Source organism: Variovorax glacialis, assembly GCF_051216375.1.
Classification (GTDB): domain Bacteria; phylum Pseudomonadota; class Gammaproteobacteria; order Burkholderiales; family Burkholderiaceae_C; genus Variovorax.
In genome coordinates, this window is the sequence record NZ_JBPJZT010000007.1 from 316,705 (window position 1) to 329,113 (window position 12,409).

8 protein-coding genes are annotated in these 12,409 nt (G+C 66.8%); 2 read left to right on the forward strand and 6 right to left on the reverse strand.

Annotated elements, in window-relative coordinates; all coding sequences use genetic code 11:
• The first annotated feature begins 73 nt into the window (after nucleotides 1-73).
• Together aspT and ACSFBL_RS20515 are read left to right on the forward strand one after the other, a co-directional pair.
• Nucleotides 74-1,771, forward strand: coding sequence for an aspartate-alanine antiporter (gene aspT, locus ACSFBL_RS20510; RefSeq protein WP_435517655.1), 1,698 nt, complete (start codon nucleotides 74-76; stop codon nucleotides 1,769-1,771).
• Nucleotides 1,772-1,848: 77 nt separating this feature from the next.
• Nucleotides 1,849-3,468, forward strand: a complete 1,620-nt coding sequence (locus tag ACSFBL_RS20515) for a bifunctional aspartate transaminase/aspartate 4-decarboxylase (RefSeq protein ID WP_435517656.1) — start codon at nucleotides 1,849-1,851, stop codon at nucleotides 3,466-3,468.
• Here the strand turns inward: ACSFBL_RS20515 and ACSFBL_RS20520 are convergent.
• The 6 genes from ACSFBL_RS20520 to ACSFBL_RS20545 form a co-directional block, all read right to left on the reverse strand.
• Nucleotides 3,446-5,920 (reverse strand): efflux RND transporter permease subunit, encoded by a 2,475-nt coding sequence (locus ACSFBL_RS20520; protein WP_435517657.1) that lies wholly within the window; start codon nucleotides 5,918-5,920, stop codon nucleotides 3,446-3,448. The two genes, ACSFBL_RS20515 and ACSFBL_RS20520, sit on opposite strands and share 23 nt — an antisense overlap.
• Before the next feature lie 21 nt (nucleotides 5,921-5,941).
• Complete coding sequence (locus tag ACSFBL_RS20525) at nucleotides 5,942-7,033, reverse strand: WD40/YVTN/BNR-like repeat-containing protein (RefSeq protein ID WP_435517658.1); 1,092 nt, start codon at nucleotides 7,031-7,033, stop codon at nucleotides 5,942-5,944.
• 15 nt (nucleotides 7,034-7,048) lie between these two features.
• Nucleotides 7,049-8,398: a DUF1329 domain-containing protein gene (locus ACSFBL_RS20530; RefSeq protein WP_435517659.1), complete on the reverse strand. Its 1,350-nt coding sequence runs from the start codon at nucleotides 8,396-8,398 to the stop codon at nucleotides 7,049-7,051.
• 11 nt (nucleotides 8,399-8,409) lie between these two features.
• On the reverse strand, nucleotides 8,410-10,107 hold the full coding sequence (locus tag ACSFBL_RS20535) for a DUF1302 domain-containing protein (RefSeq protein ID WP_435517660.1): 1,698 nt from the start codon (nucleotides 10,105-10,107) through the stop codon (nucleotides 8,410-8,412).
• Nucleotides 10,108-10,298: 191 nt separating this feature from the next.
• Nucleotides 10,299-10,970, reverse strand: a complete 672-nt coding sequence (locus ACSFBL_RS20540) for a hypothetical protein (protein ID WP_435517661.1) — start codon at nucleotides 10,968-10,970, stop codon at nucleotides 10,299-10,301.
• Between the two features lie 18 nt (nucleotides 10,971-10,988).
• Nucleotides 10,989-12,344 (reverse strand): DcaP family trimeric outer membrane transporter, encoded by a 1,356-nt coding sequence (locus ACSFBL_RS20545; RefSeq protein WP_435517662.1) that lies wholly within the window; start codon nucleotides 12,342-12,344, stop codon nucleotides 10,989-10,991.
• Between the last annotated feature and the right edge of the window lie 65 nt (nucleotides 12,345-12,409).

Below are 12,409 nucleotides of genomic sequence, written 5' to 3' on the forward strand. Positions count from 1 at the left end.
GGCTATAAACCTTGCAGCCTTGCAGCGCCGCATTGCAAAGCCGGCTTCGTCCGCCGACTGAAAGGAGTTCCTCATGGATTGGCTCGTGCAAACGCTGAAGCAGTATCCCGAACTCGGGCTGTTCGCCGCGCTGGCGTTCGGCTTCTGGCTGGGGCCCAAGAAGTTCTTCGGATTCAATCTCGGGGCCGTGACCGCCACGCTGATCGCGGGCGTGGCGATCGGACAGCTGGGTCTCTCCATCCCCGGGCCAATCAAGTCCGCTTTCTTCCTGCTGTTCCTGTTTGCGGTGGGCTACGGCGTGGGGCCGCAGTTCTTTGCGGGGCTTGGCAAGGACGGACCGAAGCAGATCGCCTTCACGCTGATCGTCATGGTGGCCTGCCTGGTCGTACCGATCGCCTGCGCCTACATCGCCGGGCTCGACGTGGGCTACGCGGTGGGCCTGTATGCAGGGTCGCAGACGATCTCGGCGTCGATCGGCGTCGCGACCGACCAGATCAACAAGTCCGGCCTGTCGCCCGACGCGGTCAAGAGCATCCTCGGCGCGATACCGGTCGGGTACGCGGTGACCTACATCTTCGGCACCGTCGGCTCGGCGCTGCTGCTCTCCAAGCTGGGCCCGAAGATCATCGGCACGGACCTCGTGCAGGCCTGCAAGGACTACGAGGCCCGGCTCGGCGGCGGCGGCAAATCGGCCCAGCCCGGCATCCTGTCGGCGTATCACACCTTCGGGCTGCGCGGCTATCGCATCACCGAGAAGAGCGGCCTCGCGGGCAACCGTTGCGGGGACACCTTTCCGGGCGTGCGCGTCTTCTTCGAGCGCATCAAGCGTGGCGACCAGATGTTCGTGGCCCAGGCGGACACCGTGCTCCAACTGGGCGATCTGGTCGCGATTTCCGGCGCGCGACATCTCCTCGTGGACGAAGTCGAACGGACGCTCGAAGAGATCGACGACCGGCAATTGCTCGACATGCCGGCGACCGTGGTCGACGTGTTCATCACCAACAAGGAGATCAACGGCAAGACCATCGCCGAGCTGGCCGAGCGGTCGGAAGCGCGCGGCGTCTACCTGACCAAGATCACGCGGCAGCTCGTCGATATCCCGCTCCTGCCGGGCACCGAGATCCTTCGGGGCGACGTCATCCGCATCGGCGGCAGCATCGAGCACGTCAACGCCGTCGTGAAGATCCTGGGCTACGCCGATCGCCCGACCGATGCGACGGACATCTCCTTCATGTCGGCCGGCATCCTGGTCGGCGGACTGATCGGCGTGCTGAGCGTGACGGTCGGCGGCGTTCCGATCAGCCTTTCGACCTCCGGCGGCGCGCTGCTGGCGGGCCTGTTCCTGGGCTACTACCGCACCATCAAGCCGAAGTTCGGCCAGATCCCGGCGCCCGCGCTGTGGATCCTCAACAACCTCGGCCTCAACGTGTTCATCGCGATCGTCGGCATCAACGCCGGGCCGGACTTCATCAGCGGCCTGCAGAAGCTGGGCGTGAGCCTGTTCCTCTGGGGCGTGGTCGCGACCTCGGTGCCGCTGCTCATCGCCATCCTGGTGGCGCGCTTCATCTTCCACTTCGATCCGGCCATCCTGCTCGGCTGCTGCGCCGGCGCGCGGACGACGACGGCCGCGCTCGGCATGGTGCAGGACGCTGCAAAGAGCAACATCCCGGCGCTCGGCTACGGCATGCCCTACGCGGTGGGCAACACCTTCCTGACCATCTGGGGCCTGTTCATCGTGATCGTGATGATGAAGATCAGCGGCGGAAGCTGATCGCCATCCGTGTTTCCCGGTTCTTCATCGAGTCCGCTCGTGGCGACGACTTCGCCATCCCGTTCAAGGAGCAGTTCATGGATCTTCTGACATTGCGCAACTACGAAGCCCTCGGACCTTTCGAGATCAAGAACTTCCTGGCCGAATCGGCGACGAAGGCGGCCAAGTCGTCCGCGCTCGCCTACCTCAACGCGGGACGGGGCAACCCCAACTGGGTTGCGACCGAGCCGCGCGAAGGCTTCTTCACGCTCGGCCAGTTCGCGGTGCAGGAGACCAAGCGCGTGATGGACGTGTCTCCGGGCATCGGCGGCATGCCGCGCGTGGAAGGCTGTGCCGACCGCCTGCAGGCATGGCTGGCGATGCACGAAGACCTGCCGGGCGTCGATTTCCTGAAGCGGATGGTTCCGTGGGCGGTGCTGAAGTTCGGCTTCAAGCCCGACGCCTTCGTCGGTGAACTCGTCGATTCGATCATCGGCGACCACTACCCGGTGCCCGACCGCATGCTGGTGCACAACGAAATCATCGTGCGTGAATACCTGCAGTGGGCGATGTGCGGTGACCCGAGGCCCAAGGGGACCTTCGAGCTGTACGCCGTCGAAGGTGGCACCGCCGCCATGTGCTACACCTTCAAGGCGCTCAAGAACAACCGGTTGCTCAACGCCGGCGACACGATCGCGCTGGGTGTTCCGATCTTCACGCCTTACCTGGAGATGCCGCACCTGGAAGACTACGACCTCAACATCGTGAGCATCCACGCGCCGCAGGAAAACAGGTTCCAGTTCACCGACGAAGAACTGGACAAGCTGCTCGATCCGAAGATCAAGGCCTTCTTCGTGGTCAACCCGGGCAACCCGTCGGCCATGGCACTGTCCGAATCGGTCATCAAGAAGATCGGAGAGATCCTGAAGAAGCGGCCCGACCTGATGCTGCTGACCGACGATGTCTATGGCACCTTCGTGCCGGGCTTCAGGTCGCTGCTCGGCGCCTACCCGCGCAACACGATCGGCGTGTACTCCTACAGCAAGTACTTCGGCTGCACGGGCTGGCGCCTCGGGGTGATCGCCATCCACGAGGACAACGTCTTCGATGCGCTCATCGCGAAGCACGATGCCGCCACGCTGAAGAAGCTCGACAAGCGCTATGGCACGCTGACGCCGCATCCGCGCGAGGTGCGCTTCATCGACCGCATCGTCGCCGACAGCCGGGACGTGGCACTCAACCACACGGCGGGACTGTCCCTGCCGCAGCAGGTGATGATGTCGCTCTTCTCGCTCTACGAGTTGATGGACGAGCAGAAGGCCTACCAGAAGGCATGCATGGAAATCTGCCATCGGGGCGCCATGCTGACGATCGAAGGGCTCGGCATCGACGTCGCGGCCAACCCGCTCTTCGACTACTACTACGGCCTGATCGATTTCGAGTTCTGGCTGCGGAAATACGGTACGGAAGAGCTGGTGGCGTGGGTCAAGGAAAACGTGCACCCGCTGGACATCGTCTTCAGGCTTGCCGAGGATCACGGCATCGTGCTGCTGAACGGCGGCGGCTTCGAGGCGCCGGACTGGTCGGCGCGGATCTCCTTCGCCAACCTCGACGAAGAGGTCTACGAGAAGATCGGCCGTGCGGTGCGGGCGGTGGCGCGCGGGTACGTGGATTCCTTCGAGCGCGCCAAGGGGGTCAAGCTGAAGAGGAAGTCGTAGTTCCGCAGGCGGTTGACGCGGCGCGAAGTGGCTCGGCCAGCGACGAGCGGACGGGCGCGCGCGGGCGCAGCAGGAAGTGCGACAGCGCGGGAATCAGCAGCACCGCGCCGACCATGTTCCAGATGAACATGAACGCGAGCAGGATCCCCATGTCGGCCTGGAACTTGATGGGCGACAGCGCCCAGGTGAGCACGCCAGCCGCCAGCGTCACGCCGACCAGCACGACCACCTTGCCCGTGAACTGCAATGCGTCGCGATAGGCCTGCGCAAGCGTCGCGCCGGCGCGCTGGCGGGCGAGCTGCACGCTGAGCAGGTACAGGGCGTAGTCCACCCCGATGCCCACGCCGAGCGCGATCACCGGGAGCGTGGCCACCTTGACGCCGATGCCGAGGCAGACCATCAGCGCTTCGCACAGGACCGACGTGATGACCAGCGGCACCACCGCCACGACCACGGCACGCCAGCTGCGGAAGGTGATGAAGCACAGCACGATGACGGCGGCGTAGACCAGCAACAGCATCTGCGTCCAGGCCTTGTGCACCACGATGTTGGTGGCCGACTCGATGCCCGCGCCGCCGGCCGCAAGCAGGAACTTGCGCTCGCCGTTGCTGTGCGCGTCCGCGAAGCCGGCGCTGGCCTTCACCACGCGGTCGAGCGTTTCGGCGCGATGGTCCGCCAGGTAGGCGATCACCGGCATCACCGAGCATTCGGTGTTGAACAGCTCCGGGTTGTTGACGCCGGCCTGTTGCGCGCCGTAGTTCAGCACGTCCTGGTTGCGCGCGATCGTCAGCCACTTGGGGCTGCCCTCGTTGCTGCCGGCGGTGATCTGGCGCACGGCGTTGGCGAGCGACATCGTCGTCTGCACGCCCGGCACCTGCTGGAGCGTCCAGGCCAGCCGGTCGGCTTCAACCAGGGTCTCGTACTTCAGGCAACCTTCCTTGGCGGTCTTGACGATCACCGCGAAGGTGTCGCTCGACAGCGAGTAGTTGGCGGTGATGAAGGCGTTGTCGCGGTTGTAGCGGGAGTCCGGGCGCAACTCGGGCGCGCCGGGGTCGAGGTCGCCGATCTTGAGATGGGTGCTCACCGCGAAACCGCCCGCCGTCAGCACGGCCGCCGCGACGACGGTGCCGGTCGCCCAGCGCCGCTCGGTGAAGCGATCGAGCCACGCGTAGACCCGACTCGCCGATGCCTCGTCGGCCCCGGCCCGCAGGCTGCGCGCCGCCGCCTTCGCGCTGACCCCGATGTAGGAAAGCAGCACCGGCAGCAGGATCAGGTTGGTCACGATCAGCACCGCCACGCCGATGCTCGCGGTGAGTGCGAGGTCCTGGATGACGGGGATGTCGATCATCATCAGGACAGCGAAGCCCACCGCGTCGGCCACGAGCGCGGTCAGGCCCGCGAGGAACAGGCGCCGGAAGGTGAACCGTGCGGCCACCAGCCGGTGTGCGCCGCGGCCGATGTCCTGCATGATCCCGTTCATCTTCTGCGCGCCGTGCGACACGCCGATCGCGAAGACGAGGAAGGGCACGAGGATGGAGTAGGGGTCCAGCTCGAAGCCCAGCGCGGCCACCAGCCCGAGCTGCCACACCACGGCCACCAGCGAGCACGCGACCACCAGCGCGGTGCTTCGCAGGCATCGGGTGTAGAAGAAGATGATGAGCGTCGCCACGAGGGCGGCGAGGCCGAAGTACAGCGCGACCTGGTGCAGTCCGTCGATCAGGTCGCCGACCAGTTTCGCGAAGCCGATGCTGTGGACGCGAATGCCCGTCGGCTGGCCCTGGGCGTCGGTCTCGTAGCGCGCGCGCATCTGCTCGAGCGTCCGCGACAGTCCGTGGTAGTCGAGGCGCTTGCCCTGCGAGGCATCCTGGTCGAGCAGCGGCACGATGATCATGCTCGACTTGAAGTCATTGCCGACGAGGCTGCCCGCGAGCCCGGCGCGTGCGATGTTGCCGCGCAGCTGCTCGGTGGCGGCCTGCGAGCCGTCGTAGTTGTCGGGCATCACCGGGCCGCCCCGGAAGCCTTCCTCGGTCACTTCGGTCCAGCGCACGGCGGGCGCCCAGAGGGACTTCATCCATGCGCGGTCGACGCCGGGCGTGAGGAAGAGATCGTCCTGGATCTTCTTGAGCGCGGCCAGGTACTCGGGGTCGTAGATGTCGCCGCCGGTGTTCTCCACGACGATGCGCAGCGAGTTCCCCAGCCCGCGCAGCTCGGTGCGGTTCTCCAGGTAGTTCTGGATGTAGGGATGGCCCTGCGGCAGCATCTTCTCGAAGCTGGCATTGAGCGTCAGCCGCGCCACGGCCATGAAGCCGAGGAGCAGCGTGACGAGGCCGCAGGCGACCATCACGGCGAAGCGGTGATTGAAGATCAGGCGCTCCAGGCGCGAGCCCGAGCCACTGTCGAATTGCGCGAGCGAGCTCGGCGCGGACGTGTCCGCGGATGGGGGGGTGTGCATGTGCGAGTTCCCGCTGCCCCGTCAGGGCAGTTGAAGCGTTTGGGCGCCGCGCGGACCGGCGATGACGAGCGCGTGGCCGGCGGTCGCCGCCACGGCCGCGGCGGGCAGGGTGCGCCCGACGGACGCGGCCTTGAAGCTGGCGCCGTCGTCGTTGCTGGTCAGCACGTGGCCGGCCTGGCTGACGAGGACGATGCGTCCGTCCGCCTGCCGCATGCCGGCGGTCATGCCGACCTGCAGGCCGGTCGGTGTCTGTTGCCAGTTCCGGCCGCCGTCGGTGCTGCGCAGCACGGTGCCGCGCAGGCCGTAGGCGATGGTCGATCGGGCATTGCCCGTGACGCCGAAGAGGGTGCCCTTGTAGGGCAGTTCGAGTGCGCGGAAGCGCGTGTCGCCGCGCTCCAGCTTGAGCAGCAGTCCCTGCTCGCCGGCAATGTAGACGTCGGCGTCGATGCCTTTCACCGCGTAGAGGTGCAGGCCCTTCGGATTGTCGAGCGCGTGCAGCCACGGCGCCCATGTCGCGCCGCCGTCCGTGGTGTGCAGGACGAGGCCGAATGCGCCGACGACGAAACCCTCGGACGCATCGCGGAACCACACGTCGAGGAAGGGGTTCTCGGCCCCTTGCGCTTCGAAGCGGCGGGCCTCTTCCACCAGCACGGCGGCGCGCTTCGGATCGTCGGCCGCCAGGGCCGCGGCTTCGCGCTGGTAGTAGCCGACCATGATGCCCCCGACGCGGCGGCCGTCGAGCTGGGTGGTCCAGCTCAGGCCGCCGTCGGTGGTGCGCAGCACGACGCCGTCGTGGCCCACGGCCCATCCGTTCGCCGCGTCCGGGAAGGTGACGGCCACCAGGTCCGAACTGACCGGTACCTCGGCCTGCCGCCAGTTCGTGCCGCCATCGTCGGAGTAGACGACGTGGCCGCGCTGGCCCACGGCGACGATCCGGTCGCCGGCACTGGCCAGGCCGTTGAGCAACGTGCGCGAAGCGAGCGGGCTCTTCATGGCCGGCGCGTCCAGCACGTCACGCCATCCGCCAGGCTGCACCGTCTGTGCGGCCCATGCCGCTGCGGCCAGCGCGGTGGCGAGCGCCAGGCCGCCGAAGGTGGTTCGCTTCGCGTTCATCGAAAAGTGCCTCGATCAGCGAATGCCCGAGCCGGCGAGCGAGTCGGCCGTCCACTCGCGGTCGGCCAGCGCCTTGGTGTGGCGCAGGCCGCCGGTTTCCGCGATGTAGCCGGTCAGCGAATACACGCGCGACGCGAAGTCGTAGTGGCCGAACATGTCGGTGTACGGCGCCGGCAGGTCGTAGCTGGGCGTCATGTAGGCAAAGCCGGAGCGGTACAGCTGGCCGCGCGCGTCATAGTTGTCCGATGCCAGGGCTGCCCACGAGTCCTCGTCGAGGTAGAAGGTGCGCTTGCTGTAGACATGGCGCTTGCCGTCGCGCAGCGTGGCTTCGACGGCCCACACGCGATGCAGTTCCCAGCGGACCAGGTCCGGGTTCAGGTGATTCGGCTTGAGCAGGTCGTCCTGCTTCGACTGGTACACCGCGGCGTAGTCGTTGTAGGGCACGAACATCTCCTTCTTGCCGAGCAGCTTGAAGTCGAATCGGTCCATCGAGCCGTTGAAGATGAAGGTGTCGTCGAAGGTCGTGGCGCCCGCGGTGCCAGGGTTGGGCGTGTCGAAGGAGAGGTCCGGCGCGACCTTCACGCGGCGCTGGCCCGGCAGGTACATCCAGGCGCGGCGGTCCTTGTTTCCGATGTCGAGCGGGTCGACGATCATCAGCGCCTCGCCGGCGCGGCGTGCGGGTCCGGTGTAGGTGAGCTTGATGCGCCAGTACGTATCGGCCGTGGCCTTGCTCGGGTCCCAGAAGGGGAAGTCCTGCACGCTGAGGCCTTCGGTCGCCAGGGCCGGGTGGCCGCCGGCATCGACGTTCAGGTTGCGGTACTTGGCCTCGTAGCTCTGGCCGTTGAAGCGCACGAGGTGGTTCCACATGGCCTCGTAGCCATTCTTGGGAATGGGGAACGGGAAGCCGGCATGCGCGCCCTCGATCGAGCGCCCGTCGTTGGTGGTCTTGGCCTGCACTGCGTTGGCCGCCGTGTTGTCGGTCACGAACTTGGGGAAGGCCACGGTGCGGTGCGTCGGATAGACATCGACGCGGAAGCTCGGGTACTTCTCCAGCAGCGCCTTGGTCCCGTCGGTCAACTTGTCGGCGTACTGCGCCATGTTCTTCGCGTCAATCACGAGGCGCGGCTTCTCGTTGGCGTAGGGGTCGGGCCGAACGCCGTCGCCCGCCTTGAAGCCTGCCGGCGCCGTCTTCAGGCCGCCGTCGTAGGCGGGAATGGTGCCGTCCTTGTTGCCGGCCTTTTCCGCGCCGACGGGCGTGAGGGTGGTGCCGAGGGTCTTGGCCTCGTCGGCGGTGATGGCCGCCTGGGCGGCCAGGCTTGCCGTTGCGGCGACGACGCCTGCAATGAGCGAGTAGGTGAGTTTCATAATGAGTTTCCTCAGAAGGTGGTCTTGAAGGTGAGGCTCACGAATGCGCGGTCGTCGAGCAGCGTCGTGAAGCCGTTCTGGCTGGTCACGGCGTAGCCGTTGTCGCGGTAGCGGCCGACGTAGTTGATGTATTTCAGGTCGAAGCGGTACTTCTGCCGGACGTCGAAGCCGACGCCGAGGCTGTAGTTGCCGTTGGCCTGATTGCCGCCGAAGACGGTTGCCGCGTTGCCGTAGAGGCCGACGGCGTACGTGAGGGGTGCCGACACGTCGACGCCCGGCCACACCTGGAACCAGGTGGGCGTGAAGGAGACCGTGCCGCCGACGTAGTTCTTCGTCGTGCAGCCGTCCCATTTGTCCTTGCCGACGCACGGCGCGAAGCCCTCGGCGAAGAAGAGGTTCTTTCCGCTGGTCACCTTCGACCAGGTGGACCAGGCGAGTTCCGCGCCGTAGGAAGCCGTGTCGAACAGTGCGGTCTTCGGGATCACGCCCACGGCATTCACCAGGCCGTGGATGGTGTCGCCGCGCGGACCCTTGGTGTCGCCCTGCGCCGGCAGGCCGGGCGCGATGCCGAGCACCGTGCTGTTGAGCGGGGTGTTGTGGCGATACGAGAGTTCGGAGCCGAAGCTGATGCCGCCGATGTTCTTCGCCAGGCTCACGCCGAACAGGTCGATGTTGTCGGCGTAGATCAGGTTGTACCGGCTGATGTTGGGCCCCACGCGCGTGAGCAGGGTCTGCGGCAGCTTGTCCGCGAAATTGCGCCAGTAGAAGCCCAGCGTGCCGTCGAGCCACTCGGGGCTCCAGCGCGTCGACAGGCCACCCTCGCCGTGGTTTGGCGGATTGACCCCGCCGCCGTTCTGGGCGAAGCCGAGCGCGGGCGAGATGAACTGGCGGTCGGGGCCGTTGAAGGCGAAGTCGACCGGGCCGAGGTAGGTGCCGCCCTCGGGATAGCGGAACGCCTCCCACTGCAGCATGTATTGCGCCGCGACCGAGACGGTGTCGGTCACCTGCGCCTGCATCGAGATCTGGTTGAGCGGCCGGAACAGTTCCTTGGCTTCCACGCCGGGCGTCGCGAACCCCTTCTGCAGGTCGAGCGGATTCTGCGCATAGGCGATGCCGTTCAGGTTGCCGTTCACGAAGAGCGATTCGCCCCAGTAGAGGGAGTGGCGCCCGAGCTTCATGTTGACCGGCACGTTGCCGAGGTCGAAGCCGCCGAACACGAAGGCGTCGAGCCACTCGCCCGAAGGGCCGGCGTAGTAGCGCTGGGTGTAGCCGCTGTACTGGTGGTTGACGTAGCTGGGGATGTTGACCAGCGGCGGGTACGGGTTGGACTGGCTCGTGCTGCCGTACGCGTTGTCGTACCAGCCGGCGGCACTCACGCGCATGCCGTAGCGCTTCTTGTACGTGAGGTCGAATTCCGAGAGGAGGTCGAGGCGGTTCGCCACCGTGTCGCCCACGTTGAAGCTGTACGTGCCTTCGTCCGAAATCGCCGAGTTGCCGATCTTCTGGTCACGGTTGGCGACGCGGTTCCCGTAGTTGTAGCGGACGGTGTTGTCCCAGCGGACCGCGAGGTCCTCGTTCCCGGTGTCGATTTCGAACGCCTGCGCACCGCCCGGGGACAGCATCGCGAGAAGCGCGGCGGCGGCGACGGCCGCGAGGCGAAAGGTCGAGCGGGTTTCGATGGATCCCGTCTTGTGGTGGGAGTGGTGCACGTATATCCAGTTTCTTGGTTGATGGGAGAGAGGCTGCAGTGAGCAGTGGCCGGGCGGAATTCTGGGATTCGCACGGGCTCGACACCCCCTCCTTGGTGGAGGGGGCGGGGGGGTGGGAAAGCCTCAGGCCGCGCGTCGCGCGACAGTGCGCCGGGGAGGGGCGCAGCGCGAAGAAGCGGGCGGCCGCGCCGTCAGCCGCCGAGAAGGATGACCGCGACCACCAGGACCGCGCCGAGCCCGGCCATGATGAGCCCGACCTTCCAGCTGCCGTAGCCCGCGTAGCGTCCCAGGGCGAGGCCGCCGAGGAAGAGCATGACCAGCGCGATGGCGCGGGTCGCCCATTTCGCAGTGCCGATGTCCGTGACCAGCGCGAAGGGCAGGACGACCGGGAAGGTCGCCGCGACGACGATGAAGAAGATCGCGACGGCGGCGAGCAGGTCGCCCCCCCGCAGCCTCGGCCGGTCCGGAACGGAAGGCAGGGCGATCATCCGGTTGCGGATGGCCTCGAGCTCCTGCGGCCCGACGAACCGCGCCCCGACCTTCGACAGGGCCCCTGCGATGAGGCCGCGGCCCAGTTCGGCGTCCGCCGTGATGCGCACCGAGCGAACGAGCGAGATCCATCGCCCGCGGTCGGTGATCGTGCGCACCAGGTACATGACCGCATCGACCAGGCCCCACGCCAGGTTGCACCCGAGGGCGGCGACAAACATCTTCCGGACATCTTCGCGGCCAGATTCCGCCACCGAGACGGCGCCGACGAAGGTGAGCGCCATGAACAGGCCGAAGAGCATCTCCGAGACGCGGTCCACGGGGCTCAGCACGGGGTCGCGCGCGGAGGACTCGTCGGACTTCTCGTCAGCCATTGCGTGGATTCCCGTCGATCAGAACGTGAGCTTGGTGGAGAACTGCAGGCGGTAGTCGTCCGCCGACAGGCCGAGCTTGTTCTCGAGCCGGCCCCAGATGAATTCGCCGCCCAGCAGCACGTTCCGGCTGGCGGTGTACAGGAGGTTGACCGACGAATAGCTGCCCTTGCGGAAGGCCGTGGCGAGCTGGCCGGCGGTGTTGTTCTGCCGGTGCTCGCTGTAGCCGATGGCACTGCTCCACTTCTCGCTCCAGGCGTGGTTGTAGTAGGCCAGCCATCCCAGCGAAGGAACGGTTTCGGCCTGCAGGCCCGCACCCGGGGCCAGGTCCACGCCGCCGTCGTTCATGTAGCTCGCGATGCCTTGTCCGCCCACGACTTGCCAGCTCAGCTTGTCCTTGCCGAACAGGTTGTACGTGCCGCTGAGGTTCAGGCCGTAGCCGGTCTTCGAGCCGGAGGGCTCGCCGTTGAAGCTGATCGTGTTCTGGTAGCCCACCTCGCGCACGATGGCGGCGGCCCGCACATGGCCCCAGTCGCGCTCGAACCGCACGGATGCGACCGCGTCCGGCGCGCGGTTCCAGCCGACGATGCCGGCGCCGAGGGTCGGGTCGATCCGCGTGATCCGGCCGGTGTCGATCGCGGAACTGGGCGATTCCAGCGAGAACGCCGCCATCAGGCCGTCCTTGTCCAAGGGCGTGACGCGCAGTTGCGGATTGCGCACGAAGACCATGCCGCTCGGCCCCCAGTAGTCGATGATGTTCGGGAACACGTCGATGTCCATGAAGTTCGTGTAGGTCTGGCCGATGCCGTACATGCCCAGTTCGGCCCAGGCGTTGAGCCAGTGGACCTGCGTGCCGCCGTTGGTCCCGAAGAGGTCGAAGCTCAGGTCGGTCTTGATCACGCCCAGGTCCGTCGGGACGGAGGTCCTGAAGCCCAGGCTCGATTGCCGAACGCTGAAGACCGTGGTGCCGTCCTTGCCGCAGCCTGGCGAACCCGGGCAGATGATCGGGATCTGCGATGGCCGCAGGGTCGCCTGCCAGTCGGGGTTCATGCGCTTGAAGTCGTAGATCGTGTCGATCATCGCCTGGCCGTAGAACTCGACGCCTGCCGTCGGCGGGGCCGGTGCGGCATCTTCCGCGCGGGTTCCAACCGAGACGGGGGGTGTCCAGGTCGCGGCCGCAACCGGCGCGGGCACGGGCGCGGGTGCCGCCGGGCTGGTGGCCGCGTTCTGCTGCTCCAGGGCCGTCACGCGCGCCTGCAGGTCCCGGATCGTCTTCATGGCCTGTTCCAGCGTGGCCTTGAGTTCATCGTTGGACTGCGCCTGCGCGAGGCTGCAGACGGCGAACGAGACGGCGGCGGCCCATGCCAGTCGTTTCAATCGTTTCTCCTTGACCTTCTCGCCCGCACGCAGTCTCTCCTTGCTGGCCGGCGGTCGCATTGATA